The organism is Rhodovastum atsumiense (assembly GCF_937425535.1).
Lineage (GTDB): Bacteria > Pseudomonadota > Alphaproteobacteria > Acetobacterales > Acetobacteraceae > Rhodovastum > Rhodovastum atsumiense.
The window spans coordinates 3,239,507-3,254,344 of record NZ_OW485601.1 but is presented as its reverse complement, the minus strand read 5'-3'; the positions used below and the strand labels follow the sequence as shown (position 1 = coordinate 3,254,344).

General features: G+C 68.0%; 12 protein-coding genes. 9 read left to right on the top strand and 3 right to left on the bottom strand.

The genetic code is table 11. The annotated features are described in order from the left end of the window. Positions 1-14: 14 nt before the first annotated feature. Together NBY65_RS14830 and NBY65_RS14825 are read left to right on the top strand one after the other, a co-directional pair. A complete protein-coding gene (locus NBY65_RS14830) occupies positions 15-2,306 on the top strand; it encodes a glycosyltransferase family 2 protein (protein WP_150041665.1) in 2,292 nt (763 codons plus the stop codon). Positions 2,307-2,312: 6 nt separating this feature from the next. After that, complete coding sequence (locus tag NBY65_RS14825) at positions 2,313-3,236, top strand: glycosyltransferase family protein (RefSeq protein WP_150041664.1); 924 nt, start codon at positions 2,313-2,315, stop codon at positions 3,234-3,236. 40 nt (positions 3,237-3,276) lie between these two features. Here the strand turns inward: NBY65_RS14825 and NBY65_RS14820 are convergent, their stop codons facing one another. Beyond that, on the bottom strand, positions 3,277-3,828 hold the full coding sequence (locus tag NBY65_RS14820; protein ID WP_150041663.1) for a lecithin retinol acyltransferase family protein: 552 nt from the start codon (positions 3,826-3,828) through the stop codon (positions 3,277-3,279). 209 nt (positions 3,829-4,037) lie between these two features. Between NBY65_RS14820 and NBY65_RS14815 the strand changes: the two genes are divergently transcribed. Further along, positions 4,038-4,763, top strand: coding sequence for a DUF2066 domain-containing protein (locus tag NBY65_RS14815; protein WP_162530615.1), 726 nt, complete (start codon positions 4,038-4,040; stop codon positions 4,761-4,763). A 3-nt stretch (positions 4,764-4,766) separates the two neighbouring features. Here the strand turns inward: NBY65_RS14815 and NBY65_RS14810 are convergent, their stop codons facing one another. Then, a complete protein-coding gene (locus NBY65_RS14810; RefSeq protein WP_150041661.1) occupies positions 4,767-5,438 on the bottom strand; it encodes an HAD family hydrolase in 672 nt (223 codons plus the stop codon). 305 nt (positions 5,439-5,743) lie between these two features. On the opposite strand from NBY65_RS14810, the gene NBY65_RS14805 reads away from it, so the two are divergent. The 6 genes from NBY65_RS14805 to NBY65_RS14780 are packed head-to-tail and all read left to right on the top strand — an operon-like array spanning position 5,744 to position 12,790. Then, positions 5,744-7,591 carry an ABC transporter ATP-binding protein gene (locus NBY65_RS14805; protein ID WP_150041660.1) on the top strand — a complete coding sequence of 616 codons (1,848 nt, stop codon included), beginning with the start codon at positions 5,744-5,746 and terminating at the stop codon, positions 7,589-7,591. Positions 7,592-7,607: 16 nt separating this feature from the next. Beyond that, positions 7,608-9,182 carry a glutathione ABC transporter substrate-binding protein gene (locus tag NBY65_RS14800; protein WP_150041659.1) on the top strand — a complete coding sequence of 525 codons (1,575 nt, stop codon included), beginning with the start codon at positions 7,608-7,610 and terminating at the stop codon, positions 9,180-9,182. Positions 9,183-9,186: 4 nt separating this feature from the next. Continuing rightward, positions 9,187-10,107 carry a glutathione ABC transporter permease GsiC gene (gene gsiC, locus NBY65_RS14795; RefSeq protein ID WP_150041658.1) on the top strand — a complete coding sequence of 307 codons (921 nt, stop codon included), beginning with the start codon at positions 9,187-9,189 and terminating at the stop codon, positions 10,105-10,107. Next, positions 10,104-10,982, top strand: a complete 879-nt coding sequence (locus NBY65_RS14790; protein ID WP_150041657.1) for an ABC transporter permease subunit — start codon at positions 10,104-10,106, stop codon at positions 10,980-10,982. Before gsiC ends, NBY65_RS14790 begins: the two co-directional genes overlap by 4 nt. Positions 10,983-11,004: 22 nt before the next feature. Then, entirely contained in the window at positions 11,005-11,823 is an 819-nt protein-coding gene (locus tag NBY65_RS14785; protein ID WP_150041656.1) for a M55 family metallopeptidase, read from the top strand. 28 nt (positions 11,824-11,851) lie between these two features. Further along, positions 11,852-12,790, top strand: coding sequence for an isoaspartyl peptidase/L-asparaginase family protein (locus NBY65_RS14780; RefSeq protein WP_150041655.1), 939 nt, complete (start codon positions 11,852-11,854; stop codon positions 12,788-12,790). Between the two features lie 252 nt (positions 12,791-13,042). Here the strand turns inward: NBY65_RS14780 and NBY65_RS14775 are convergent, their stop codons facing one another. Continuing rightward, complete coding sequence (locus NBY65_RS14775) at positions 13,043-14,746, bottom strand: AMP-binding protein (protein ID WP_150041654.1); 1,704 nt, start codon at positions 14,744-14,746, stop codon at positions 13,043-13,045. Positions 14,747-14,838 lie beyond the last annotated feature (92 nt).

The window sequence follows — 14,838 nt, the reverse complement described above, 5'->3', positions numbered from 1 at the left end:
GAAGGCCGTTCGCCATGAAATCTAAAATACATGGATATATATTTCAGTTTTTAAATCGATTTCTGCCAATTGTAAAAAAATTTGCCGTATCTTTTCGAACCGCGCATTTGATTGCCAGATTCATTATTCGTCTGGCGCTGCGGTTGCCCTGGTTCGGTCCGCGCTTCAATCGTGCACTTCAGCGGATCACCGCCCCTGAGGGCAGCTATGCCGATTGGATCGCCCTCAACGAGCCACGGGGAGAAGCCGACCACGTGGCGATCAGGATGCATATCGCGCGTTTCCGGTTCAAGCCTCTGATCTCCGTGATCATGCCGGCATACAACACCCGGGAGGCGTTGCTTCGCGAGGCCATCACGTCGGTGACCGGCCAGTTGTACGAGAACTGGGAACTCTGCATCGCCGACGATGCGTCCACGACCCCCATGACATGGAAGGTGCTGCAGGAATTCGCTGCGGGCGACAGGCGCATCAAGATCGTGCGCCGGGCGGGGAACGGACATATTTGCCACGCCAGCAATTCCGCCCTGGCTCTTGCGACCGGCGAATTCGTTGCGCTGATGGATCACGACGATCGCCTCCCCCCTCATGCGCTTTATGAGGTGGTGGCCGAGATCAATGCGCACCCGAACGCAGATCTGATCTTCTCGGATGAAGACAAGTTCAACGACTTAGGGGTTCGCTCAAATCCTTATTTCAAGCCCGGGTGGGATCCCGAGCTGCTCCTGAGCCAGAATATCGTGAGCCATCTCGGGGTTTACCGTCGCTCGATCCTCAACAAGATCGGTGGGTTCCGTCCGGGCTTCGAGGGCAGTCAGGATTACGATCTGACCCTGCGGTTCTCCGAGCACACCTCAGCCGACCGGATCCGCCACATCCCCACAGTGCTTTATCACTGGCGCCAGGGCGGCCAGGCCCGTTCCTTCTCCGAAAGCCAGTTGCGCCAATGCGCGGAAGCGGCCCGGCGCGCGGTTCTGGAGCACCTGGAACGAACCGGCGTGAAGGGCGCATCCGTGACGATGCGTGACGACATGCCAGGCTGGGTCAAGGTCGAACGCCCCGTTCCGGCCAGACACCCACGGGTTTCGGTCATCATCCCGACGCGCGATCGATCGGACCTCCTCTCGGTTTGTGTGGACGGCCTGCTCCACAGGACCGACTACGAAAACCTTGAAGTCATTATCGTCAACAATGGAAGCGTCGAGCAAAAGACCTTCACACTTTTTCAGAATTTGGCGCGCGACAGGCGGGTAAGATTACTGAATATCGACGGTCCATTCAATTACTCCCTGCTCAATAACCGCGCGGCCGAAATCTCGACCGGTGAGATCATCCTTCTCCTGAACAACGATGTTGAGGTGATCGACCCCGGCTGGCTGAAGGCCATGGTCGCACAGGCGATCCGGCCGGAGGTCGGGGCCGTCGGCGCACGCCTGCTGTACGGTGACGGTCGCGTGCAACATGGCGGCGTGGTGGTCGGCGCCGGGCATGGCCCTTCCGGCGAAGGAGGCGTTGCCAATCACATCCTGCTTGGATCAGAGCGCAACGATCCCGGCTATTTCGGCATATTGTTGCTGGCCCACGAGGCATCCGCCGTCACCGGGGCGTGCCTCGCACTTCGCAGGTCCGTGTTTGAAGAAATTGGCGGCCTCGACGAGCGAGCGCTCACCGTTGCCTTCAATGATGTCGATCTGTGCCTGAAAATCCGCCAGCGCGGATACAAGATCATCTGGACCCCGCTTGCCGAACTCTACCACCATGAATCCGCAAGCCGCGGGCTGGATACGGATCCGGACAAGCGGGCGCGTTTCGAAGGCGAAATCGCCACGATGCTGTCCCGCTGGGGCAGCACACTGGCGAATGATCCTTATTACAATCCCAACCTCAGCCTCGTGCGGGCGGACTACCAGCTTGCCCGGCACGCGCGTCGTCAGGTCCCATGGCGGCAGGCACAGCCCATGACGGGTGATCATGAGGTCTTCGTGCTGCGGACGTCGTCCGGGCAGGACCTGGGACATGTGATTTCGGTCTGCGAGCGGATCGCCGAAAGGGCTCCCCATCCGCCCATCCTGCTGGATGCCAGCGGAGATCGGGGATTGCTGGCCACCTTCGCTGCGATGGGGGATCCATGCCGTCTTTTGACGGCGACCAATCCCAGCCTGCATGAAGCGGCTGCGCTTGTCCTGCAGGTGAGCAGAAAAGCGGAAATTTACGCATTTCCAGACGATATTGCGCAATTTTCCCGCATCATTGCCGAGATCGACCCGGCCAGCGAGCGAATCCAGCCCGTGCGGATCACGGGTTAGGGCCTGGTGATGCTCACGGCCAACGGCTTGCCCAGCGACATTGGCATCGTCGCCTATGACCCGGTTCCGGAATTGCTCATCGATCTGGTTGGACGAATGTCCAGGGAAGCGGGGAAGGTCTGGATCTTTCAGAATTCCACGCTCGACCCGGCGCTGAAGCAACGATTATGTGCCGCCGCCGCGGGCGGCATCACGTTCCTGAACGACGGCACCAATGCCGGACTCGGCCTCGCCTACAACACCATGGCGGCCGCGTCCCGGCAGGCAGGGGCGGACCTGCTCCTGATCTTCGATCAGGATTCCTCGCCGCAGGCCGGCATGTTGACGCACCTGCGCCAGGGCATGATGGATCTGATCCGGCTCGGGAAAAAGCCGGCGCTGATCGGGCCGCTGCCGGTGTCGGCGGAGGACGGCACATTCAAGCCCCCTCACCCGTTCCATCTTGCCGGGGGCAGCGTCAACGGAACGCTGCACCCGGCCGAATTCGCGATCTCGTCCGGTTCCCTGATCAACCTTGATGCCTTCGAGCAACTCGGAGGTTTCCGCACCGACTTCTTCATCGATGCGGTCGATATCGAGTGGTGCTTCCGGGCCTGGCGCCAGGGATATTCATGCTGGATCGACAGCACGGCCATCATGCCGCATCGGCTGGGCCAGGGGATCATCCGCATCCCGGTCCTGGGCATGCTGCTGGCCCGGCAACCCCCCGCCCGCCTGTACACGTACGTGCGCAACCAGGTTGCCATGATGCGCGAAGGGCTTGCCCCCCTGCGGTGGAGATTGCGGCTGTTGCCGTATCTGTTCGTCCAGGGCGTGGCCTATTGGGTTGCCTACCGAGGCAAACGCGTGCGTGTGCTGCGTGCCTTCTGGTGGGGCGCCTCCGACGGATGGTCCAACCGCCTGGGGCCGGGACGTCGCTCCAGGATCTGATGGACCGCAGCTTCCCGGCGGGGCGCGCGCTGGCGCGTCGTCACGCCTTCGCTTTCCCGGCTCTGGCATGTCCCTTGGCCCCGGCGGAGCGCGGCGGTTTTTCCAGCCACCTTGCCAGCCCGTAGATCCCATAGGCGGCGGCCACGGCGACCACCGCGGGGCCGGCGATACTCGCCGCCAGCCCACCGATGGCCCCACCGCCCGCGGCGCGGACGGCAGCGCCGGCCAGCATACCGATCACGGCCTGGGAGCTGATCGTTATCTGCGCGCTATGAGGCTTCCCGGTGATGCACCAGAGCACGAAGTGCTCGCAGTTGTTGGTGAACAGGCAGTAATTGTCCTCGCCGATGCGCGAGCGGGCGCGCCGCACGCTCTCCGCCCGCGAGAAGGCGCGGCCCTTGTGGGGCCGGATGGCAAAGCCGTGTCCGGCCGTGAATTGCGCCAGCGGGATTTCCTCGACCGGGCCCTGTACGCCCGCGCGCGCGCTGCCGGCGTAATGGATGACGCGCCCCTTGCCGGAGCAGAGGCCATGATGGGTATAGACGCCCCGCCTCGAAACGAGATGATCGCCAGGACGAGGAGAATCCGCCATGCCCGCCGCTTCCAGGGGGCGATGGCATGGTCCCTTCCTGCCGTTCCGAGCCCCGCACCGCCACCACGGCGCGCGGAATTTCTCTCGGCGCCAGAACGATGTGTATCGTCCTGCAATTGAAAATCACATGCATTGTTTTCGCATTGGTGCATCGCCCTCTCGGGAGAGGCGGACCTGCCTTCGGCGGTCCCGCGTGCTACGCTCGCGCCATGAAAGGCCGCTTCCTGCTTGCCGCACTGCTGCTGGCCGCCCCCGCCGCCCGGGCGGACGACCTGTTCGAGGGCCATGCCATCGTCTCCGGCACCGGCCCGGCCAGCCGCGCCGAGGCGCTGCCCCGGGCCCTGCGCGAGGTGATGGTGAAGGTCTCGGGCGAACCCGCCCTGGCCGAGGATTCCCGCCTTGAGGGCATCGACGCCGCCGCCCTGGTCGAGGACGACGTGTTCCTCGACCGCCTGACCGACATGCCACACCACGACGAGCAGGGCACGCGCGACCGCCCGTGGGACTACATCGCCCATTTCGACCCCGCCGGCATCCGCGCCGCGCTGGACCGGCTGGGCGTGCCGGCCTGGACCGCCTTGCGCCCCCGCCTGCTCGCCCGCATCAGCGTGCGCGACCAGGACGGCGGCACCTATCCGCTCTCCAACGACGCCGATGACGGCGAGCGCCAGCGCCAGGCATTGCTGGCCGCCGCGCGCCGCTACGGCCTGCGCGTCGCCCTGCCGCCGCGCGCCACTCCCGACGCCGCCTTCCCCGGCACCGTGCCCCTGACCGGCCACCTCACCTGGAGCGAGGCGGAGCTGGGCTGGGTCGGCGAATGGCACCTGGACTGGCAGGGGCGCGCCCATGACTGGCGCATCACCGGGGTGTCCTTCGATGCGGCGTTCCGCGACGCGCTCGCCGGCGCCCTGGCGGTGCTGGCCGGGCGGCGCTGAGGATCAGGCCGCCCCGTCTTCCGGCGGGAACAGTAACGGCAGTTCGTGCAGGCTGCCGTGCACGGCGACGCAGGCCCGGCGCATCTCTGCGTCCGGCATCACCAGGTCAGGCACCATCACCGTCATCATCCCCGCCGCCAGCGCCGCGGTGACGCCCGCCACCGAATCCTCGACCGCGAGGCAATCCGCAGGCGCCACGCCCAGCAGCGCCGCCGCCTTCAGGAACAGGTCGGGATGCGGCTTGCTGCGGACGACGTCGTCGCGCGTCACCACCGCAGTGAAATGCGCCAGGATCTCCAGGCGCCGCAGGTGCCCGAGCGCGGAGGCGCGCATCGACGAGGTGGCCAGCGCGATCGGCAGGCCGAGCCCGGCCACGAACCGCAGCGCCTCGGCCGCCCCCGGCCGCAACGGGATGCCGTCGCCGGCCAGGGTGTCGCGCCGGGCGACGTAATGGCGGTGGAACGCCGCGAAGGGAAAGTCCTCGCCATAGCGCGCGCGGATGCGCAGGGTGATCTCGGGTCCCGGCAGACCGGTGATCGCGTGTAGGAACGCCTCGTCTACCGTGCGCCCGAGCGCCTCCATCGCCTGCACCAGGGCAGCCCGGTAGATGCTCTCGCTATCAATCAGGGTGCCGTCCATGTCGAACACGACGGCGGCGATGCGGCGGGGGGTCACGGGGCAAGCTGCTCGCTGGCTGTGGGGGCGGACAACACCGGGAAACTACCGAGAGCGGCCGCAGGACGGCAAATGCCGGATGTGGCGGCGGCGGAACACATGGCGCCTGCGCGGCGAAAAACCGCCATGCGCCCGTTTCCGGATCGTTCCTGTTTGGGCACAACCGACACAGACCTGCAAACCGAACGGGACAAGCGCGTCATGTTTCCATTGGTTATTCGCGCGAGATCGGCTTTGTATGCGCCCGGGTTGCCTGGAAGCGGCGACCGTTCCGTTGTCGTGCTTTCTGGACCTTTCCCACCCCTATGCTCCTTTCGCCTTCCCCCAGCCCTGCCCCGTTGCTGGACATCTCCGGCCTGACCGTCGTTTTCGATACCGATCGGGGGCGGGTCACGGCGGTCCGCGACCTCGACCTGTGGGTCGGCGACGGCGAAACCCTCGCGGTGGTGGGGGAATCGGGCTCGGGCAAATCGGTCACCTCGCTCGCCATCACCCGGCTGATCGACTACACGAGCGGCCGGATCGCCGGCGGTTCGATCCGCTGGCGCGGCCGCGACGGCGTGGTGCGCGACCTCGCGGCGGAGACGCCGGAGGGCATGCGCCGCCTGCGCGGGTCGGACATCGCCATGGTGTTCCAGCACCCGATGACCTCGCTCAACCCGGTGCTGCGCATCGGCGAGCAGATCGCCGAATCGGTCATGCTGCACCAGGGGCTCGACCGCACCGCCGCCTGGGCCGAGGCGCGGCGGCTGCTGGAACAGGTGCGCATCCCCGCCGCCGTGCAACGGTTGCGGCAATACCCGTTCCAGCTTTCCGGCGGGATGCGACAGCGGGTGATGATCGCCGTCGCCCTCTCCTGCCGGCCGCGCCTGCTGATCGCCGACGAGCCGACCACGGCGCTCGACGTCACGGTGCAGGCGCAGGTGCTGCGGCTGATGCGCTCGCTGCAGCGCGATCTCGACATGGCGATGATCTTCATCACCCACGACATGGGCGTGGTGGCCGAGGTCGCCGACCGGGTCGCGGTGATGCGCCGCGGCGAGAAGGTGGAGGAAGGCGACGCGGTGGCGATCTTCGAGGCGCCGCGCCATCCCTACACGCAGCGCCTGCTCGCCGCCGTGCCGCGGCTGGGCAGCCTCGCCGCGCATCCCTTGCCGCTGGCCTTCCCGAGCCCCGAGGAAGACGCGCCCACACCGCAGGACACCGTCGCCGCCGGGGCCGCGCCGGTGCTGGAAGTGCGCGACCTGACCACGCGCTTCGACGTGCGCGGCGGCCTGCTCGGGCGCGCGGTCGGGCGCATCCATGCGGTCGAGAAGGTATCGCTCTCGCTGCGCGCCGGCGAGACGCTGGCTGTTGTCGGCGAATCCGGCTGCGGCAAGTCCACCACCGGCCTCAGCATCCTGCGGCTCGAACAGCCCGTCGGCGGGCACATCCTGTTCGAGGGCCGGGACGTGACGCAACTGACCCCGGCCAGCGAGGCGGCACTGCGGCGCGGCGTACAATATGTCTTCCAGGATCCCTTCGCCTCGCTCGATCCGCGCCTGACCATCGGCGTCTCGGTGGCCGAGCCGATCCTCACCCACGGCCTCGCCAGCGGCATTGCCGTGGAGGCGCGGGTGCGGGAATTGCTGCACCAGGTCGGGCTGCCGGCCGCCTACGTGTACCGCTACCCGCACGAACTCTCCGGCGGCGAGTGCCAGCGCGTCTGCATCGCCCGGGCCCTGGCCAGCGAGCCCCGGGTCATCATCGCCGACGAGGCGGTGGCCGCGCTCGACGTGTCGATCCGCGCGCAGGTGGTGAACCTGCTGATGGACCTGCAGGCGCGCCGCGGCCTCGCCTACCTGTTCATCTCGCACGACATGGCGGTGGTGGAGCGCGTCGCCCACCGCGTGGCGGTGATGTATCTCGGCCAGGTCGTCGAGATCGGCCCGCGCCAGGCGGTGCTGTCGAACCCGCGCCACCCCTACACGCAGCGCCTGCTCGCCGCCGTGCCGGCCGCCGACCCGCGGCGCCGGGGTCGTGAAACCGGTATCGACGACAGTGAGGTCCCCTCGCCGATGCGTCCGCTGGACGACCCGCCCGAGACCGCGCCGCTGGTGGCGGTGGGAGAGGACCATTTCGTGGCGCGCCACCGCGTCGGTGGCATGTACTAACGGAGGAATCCCGGCCATGTCTTCCCATCCGGACGTATCACGCCGTGCCTTGCTCGGAACGGTGCTGGGCCTCGCCGCCGTGCCCGCCATGGACGGGCTGCTCGCCTCCCCCGCACGCGCCGCCGCCCCGGCCGGGGATCTCGTGGTCGGCGTGCCGGACAACCTGACCGGGCTCGATCCGGCCGACATCAACGACACGCTGTCGCAATCGGCCTGCCGGCTGGTCTACGAGGGGCTGTACGGCTTCGACAAGGACATGAAGCTCGTCCCCATGCTGGCGGAGAGCTACGTCGCCAACGACACCGCCACCGAATTCACCTTCAAGCTGCAGAAGGGCGTGGTCTTCCACGACGGCACGCCCTTCGACGCCGCCGCGGTGAAGGCGAATTTCGACCGCCTGACCGACCCGAACGTCAAGCTGAAGCGGTCGAGCATGTTCTCGATGGTCGAGCGCACCGAGGTGATCGACCCGGCCACGGTCAAGGTGGTGCTGAAGAGCCCGTTCGGCGCCTTCGTGCCGACCATCGCCCATGCCGCGGCGATGATGGTCAGCCCCAAGGCGGTCGCGCAGTACGGCAAGGAGATCGGCCGCAATCCGGTCGGCACCGGGCCGTTCACCTTCGTCAGTTGGAACGCCGACACGCTGAAGGTCGTGGCCAACCCGCATTACCGCAAGCCGGGCCTGCCGAAGGTGAAGTCGGTGACCTTCCGCAGCGTGCCGGAGAACGGCTCGCGCATCGCCATGCTGCAGACCGGCGAGGCCCACTTCATCTATCCGATGCCGCCGGAGATGGTGAAGGTGGTGCAGAACAACAAGGCGGTCACCATCATCAACGAGCCCTCGATCGTCGTGCGCTACGTCACGCTGAACGTGACGAAGAAGCCGTTCAACGACGTGCGGGTGCGCCAGGCGCTGAACTACGCCATCGACCGGCAGGCCTTCAACCGCGTGGTCTTCAACGGCTTCGCCCAGCCGCTGGATTCGGCGATCCCGCCGGGCCTGGGCTTCTACGTGAAGCAGACGCCCTATACCCACGACGTGGCCAAGGCGAAGAAGCTGCTGGCCGAGGCCGGCTACCCGAACGGCTTCGAAACCGAGATCTGGGGCGCCAACAACAGCCTGTCCATGCGCATGATGCAGGTGGTGCAGCAGCAGCTTGCCGCCGTGGGCATCAAGGTGACGATCAGCGGCATGGAAGTGCCGATGCTCTACGCCCGGCTCTACGGCGCCAAGACTCCGGCGGAAAGCGAGATGCAGATGCAGATGGGCGGCTGGTCGTCCTCGACCGGCGACGCCGACTGGGGCCTGCGTCCGCTGCTGGCCGGCAGCGCCTTCCCGCCGGCGCTGTTCAACACCGGCTATTACGACAGCCCGGAGGTGAACCGCGCCATCGACGCGGCGCTGACCACCGCCGACCCGGCGAAGCGCGCCGCCGCCTATGCCGACGCGCAGAAGCACATCTGGGAGGACGCGCCCTGGGTCTTCCTGGTGGTCGAGCCGACGCTCGCCGCCCAGTCGAAGAAGCTCTCCGGCTTCTACCAGATGCCGGACCGCGGGCTGCTGCCCGAGGCCGCCGAACTGACCAACTGAGCCGATGCCGAGCTACCTTCTGCGCCGCCTGATCAGCACCCTGCCGGTGCTGGTCGTGGTGTCCATCTTCGTGTTCGGCTTCGTCCACCTGCTGCCCGGCGACCCGGCGCGGCTGGTGGCGGGGCCGGACGCCGCGCTGCAGGACGTCGAGGCGGTGCGGCAGGAGCTCGGCCTCGACCGGCCGCTGGTCGAACAGTACGGCCGCTACGTGTGGCAGACGCTGCAGGGCAACCTCGGCGTCTCCGCGCGCACGAAGCGGCCGGTGGCCATGGAAATCGGCGAGCGCTTCCTGCCGACCTTGCTGCTGACCCTCGCGGCGATGGCCTGGGCGGTCGTCGTCGGCATGGGCATCGGCGTGATCTCGGGCGTCAAGCGCGGCAAGTTGCTCGACCGGGTGGGGATGGTGCTGGCGGTGTCCGGCATCTCCTTCCCCGCCTTCTGGCTCGGCCTGCTGCTGATCGACCTGTTCTCGGTGCATCTCGGCCTGCTGCCGACCGGCGGCTACGGCACCTGGCAGCATTTCGTGCTGCCCTCCTTCACCCTTGGCGTCGCGGTGGCGGCGGTGCTGGCGCGCTTCACCCGCTCGGCCTTCGTCGAGGTGGCATCGGAGGACTATGTCCGCACCGCCCGGTCCAAGGGCGTGCCGGAACGGCGCGTGGTGCTGCGGCACACGCTGCGCAACGCGCTGATCCCGGTCATCACCATGACCGGCCTGCAATTCGGCTTCCTGCTCGGCGGCTCGGTGGTGGTGGAAACGGTGTTTTCCTGGCCCGGCCTCGGCCGCCTGCTGGTCGACAGCGTCGCCTATCGCGACTACCCGGTCATCCAGGCGGAGATCATGCTGTTCTCCGCTGAATTCATCCTCATCAACCTGGTCGTCGACATGCTGTACGGCCTGGTGAATCCCGAGATCCGGCCGCGATGACCTCTTCCAGCGACCCCACCGCCGCCGCGTCCCGCATCACCTCGCCGCGGGCCGAGTTCTGGCGGCGCTTCCGGCGCAAGCGCGTGGCCATGGCGGCCGGGCTCGCCATCGTGCTGCTGGCGCTGATCGCCGCCGCCGCGCCCTGGATCGCGCCCTTCGACCCATCCCTGCCCGACTACGAGAACGTGCTGGCCGGCCCCTCGGCGGAGCATCTGCTCGGCACCGACGCCTATGGGCGCGACATCCTCAGCCGCATCATCTGGGGCGGGCGCATCTCGCTCGCGGTGGGCATCTCGGCGGTGACCTTCAGCGGCGTGGTCGGGCTGCTGCTCGGACTGCTGAGCGGCTGGTGCGGGCGCTGGGTGGACAGCCTGGTGATGCGCTTCTGCGACGTGCTGCTGGCCTTCCCCGGCCTGCTGCTGGCGATCGGCGTGGTCGCCATCCTGGGGCCGGGCGTCTCCAACGTGGTCTGGGCCACCGGCATCTTCGGCGTGCCGGTGTTCGCCCGCCTCGTCCGCGGCGAGACGCTGGCGCTGAAGAACGCGCTCTATGTGCGGGCGGCGCGCAGCATCGGCGTGCGCGCGCCGACCCTGATCCTGCGCCACATCCTGCCGGGCACGCTGCCGGCGGTGATCATCACGGCGTCCTTGCGCATCGGCATCGCCATCCTGACGGCGGCGAGCCTGTCCTTCCTCGGCCTCGGCGCGCAGCCACCCAGTCCGGAATGGGGGGCGATGCTGGCGGACGGGCGCAGCTATCTCGGGGTGGCCGACCACCTGACGCTGTTCCCGGGGCTTGCGATCTTCGTCACCGTGCTGGCCTTCAACCTGCTCGGCGACGGGCTGCGCGACGCACTGAACCAAAAGCTGACATGATTCGGGCGCAGCGATCTTCCGCATGAAGATCTACATCTCCGCCGACATCGAGGGCATTGCCGGCGTGGTTGCGCCGCAGCACGGACAGCCCGGCAATCCCGAATACGAACGCGCCCGGCGCCTGATGACCGAGGAAGTGAACGCCGCCATCGACGGTGCCTTCGCCGGCGGCGCGGCGGAAGTGCTGGTCAATGACGGGCACGGGCCGATGCTGAACCTGCTGCCCGAACTGATCGATCCGCGCGCCGAGCTGATCCTGGGCAAGCCCAAGCCGGCGAACATGTTCGCGGGCCTCGGCGCGGAGCATGCCGGGGTGATGTGCGTGGGCTTCCACGCCGGCGCGGGGGAATTCGGGGTGCTGGCGCACACCACCAACGGCGCCGCCTTCCGCGCCGTGCGGCTGAACGGCACCGCCTGTTCCGAGGCGACGCTGTACGGCGCCTATGCCGGCGCGCTCGGCGTGCCGGTGATCCTGATCTCGGGGGACGACGCCACCGCAACAAGCTGCGGCGCCCTGTTCCCGGTCGCGCAGCGCGTCGTCGTCAAGCAGGCGCTGGGGCAGCGCGCCGCGCGCGCCGTCGCGCCGGCGCGCGCGCGGGAAATGCTGCGCGATGCCGCCGCGACAGCGGTGCGCGACGCCGCCCGCATCGCCCCTTTCCGCATCGCCGGGCCGTACCGGCTGGAACTCGATCTCGCCACGCCCGCGCTCGCCGACCTGGCCGCCATCATCCCGGTGGCGGAACGCCCCGGCCCGATCACGGTCGCCTTCGCGGCGGAGACCATGGCGCAGGTGCTCGGCTGGCTGAACACCGTCTCCGCCCTCGCCGCCTTCCTGCGTTGATACGCTTCCTGCGTTGAGGAGCCTCGTCTTGGACCAGAATTTCGTGCTCGCCATCCACGGTGGCGCCGGCACCATGAGCCCGGAAACCATGACCCCGGAACGCGAGGCCGCCTATCACGGCGGGCTGCGCGCGGCGCTGCTGGCCGGGTACCGGGTGCTGGAGCAGGGTGGCCGGGCGCTCGACGCCGTCACCGCCGCGGTGATGGCGCTGGAGGACGACATCCTGTTCAACGCCGGCCGCGGCGCGGTCTACACCACCGACGGCGTGCAGGAGATGGATGCCGCGGTGATGGACGGGCGCAACCGCGCGGCGGGCGCCGTCGCCGGCATCTGCGGCCCACGCAACCCGGTGCTGGCGGCGCGCGCGGTGATGGAGCAATCCGAGCACGTGCTGCTGATCGGCGACGGGGCGATGCGCTTCTGCCGCGAGCACGGCGTCGCATTCGTCGATCCCGCCTATTTCGCCTGCGAACGCCGGCAGGAAGCGCTGCGCGCCGAGCTGGCGCGCCGTGCGGCCGGCGGCCGCGACACCCGCGATGACGCGGCCAAGCACGGCACGGTCGGCGCTGTCGCCCGCGACAGGCACGGCGACATCGCCGCGGCGACCTCGACCGGCGGCATGACCGCGAAACTGCCCGGCCGCGTCGGCGACAGCCCGGTGATCGGCGCCGGCACCTGGGCGGACAACGCCAGCTGCGCGGTTTCGGCCACCGGCCATGGCGAGTTCTTCATCCGCTACGGCGCGGCGCACGAGATCGCCGCGCGCATGCGCCTCGCCGGGCACTCGCTGGCCCAGGCGGCCGGCGACGTGGTGGCGGAACTGGCCGGGGTCGGCGGATCGGGCGGGCTGATCGCGGTGGACGCCGCCGGCAACGTGGTGCTGCCCTTCAATTCGCGCGGCATGTACCGCGGCGTGGTGCGGGCAGACGGGCGGCCGGTCACCGGGATCTACGGCGGGGAGCCGTAAGGCCAGGGCTTCGCCCTGGACCGACCAAGGGCCACAAGGCCCTTGGATCCCATAAGCGCTGCGCGGCACAGCAAGTACCTGTAGGGCGGATAAGCGAAGCGCCATCCGCCAACGCAAGCCAGCCACCTTGAGGAGCGTTGTAATGGCGGATGGCGCTTCGCTTATCCGCCCTACGTCAATTTGCCGCGCAGCGCGAATGGGGTGCAGGGGCCTTGTGGCCCCTGCCGGGTCGAGGGCAGAGCCCTCGCCTTCCTACTCTGCAGCCCTGCTGCCGATGATTTCCTTCTCCATCGCCGCCCGCATCAGGAATTTCTGCATCTTCCCGGTCACCGTCATCGGGAAATCCTCCACGAAGCGCACGTAGCGCGGCACCTTGTAGTGGGCGATCTGATCGCGGCAGAAGGCGCGGACGTCTTCTTCCGTCATCGTCTCGTCCTCGCGCAGGCGGACCCAGGCGCAGATTTCCTCCCCGTACTTCGCATCGGGCACGCCGAACACCTGCACGTCGGAAATCTTCGGGTGGCGGTAGAGGAATTCCTCGATCTCGCGCGGGTAGACGTTCTCGCCGCCGCGGATGATCATGTCCTTGATGCGCCCAACGATGGCGCAGTAGCCCTCGGCGTCGATGGTGGCGAGGTCGCCAGTGTGCATCCAGCCGGCCTTGTCCACCGCCTGCGCGGTGCGTTCGGCATCGTCCCAGTAGCCCAGCATCACCGAATACCCGCGCGTGCACAGCTCGCCCGGCGTGCCCGCCGGCACCACGCGTCCCTCGGCGTCCACCACTTTCACTTCCAGATGCGGCTGCACCCGCCCCACCGAGGCGACGCGGCGTTCGATCGGGTCGTCCGGCGTGGTCTGGAAGCTGACCGGGCTGGTCTCGGTCATGCCGTAGGCGATGGTGATCTCGCTCAGGTGCATCGCCTCGATGCAGCGGCGCATCACCTCGATCGGGCAGGGTGCGCCGGCCATGATGCCGGTGCGCAGGCTGGAGAGGTCGAACTCGGCGAAGCGCGGATGGTCAAGCTGGGCGATGAACATCGTCGGCACGCCGTACAGCGCGGTGCAACGTTCCTCGGCGACGGTCTGCAGCGTGGCCAGCGGGTCGAAGCCCTCGCCAGGGAATACCATAGTACTGCCGTGAGTCAGGCAGCCGAGCACGCCCATCACCATGCCGAAGCAATGATAGAGCGGCACCGGGATGCACAACCGGTCCTGCTCGGTCAGGCGCATCGCCTCGCCGACGAACAGGCCGTTGTTGAGGATGTTGTGGTGGGTCAGCGTGGCGCCCTTGGGCGAACCGGTCGTCCCGGAGGTGAACTGGATGTTCACCGGGTCGTCGAACTGCAGTTGCCGGCCGAGTTCAGCCAGCCGCGCGCGTTCCGGCGCGCCGCCGAGGCCGGGCACGTCCTCGAAGGCCAGCGCCGCCGGAATGGTGCGCGCGCCGATCTGGATCACCAGCTCCAGCGAGGGCAGCCGCGCCGATTTCAGCGCGCCGGGGGCAGCGTGCGCCAGCTCGGGGGCCAGCGACATCAGCATACCGGCGTAGTCACTGGACTTGAAGGCCGTGGCGGTGACCAGGGCGCGGCAACTTACTTTATTGAGCGCGTATTCCAGTTCGCTGGTGCGGTAGGCTGGATTGATGTTGACCAGGATCAATCCGGCGCGGGCGGAGGCGAACTGGGTGATGATCCATTCGGCGTTGTTGGGCGACCAGATGCCGATGCGCTCGCCCGGCCGCAGCCCCAGCGCCACCAGCCCGGCGGCGAAGGCATCCACCCGTTCAGCCAGTTCCCGCCAGGTCCAGCGGATGCCCTGCTGGCGCACGATCAGCCCGGGACGATCGCCATGGAGCGCCACTGTATGGTCGAGCCGGGCGCCGATGGTCTCTCCCAGCAGCGGCACGGAGGAGGTGCCGCTGACGTAGCTCAGGCTTTGCCTGTCGGCTGTTGTCTTCATGTCCGTTTTCTCCCCGTTTGCTTTCGTTCCATAGCAGCTTCGCATCCGGGGCGGGAGACAGTCGGCGATCATCGCTGCATCAGCCCGGGGCG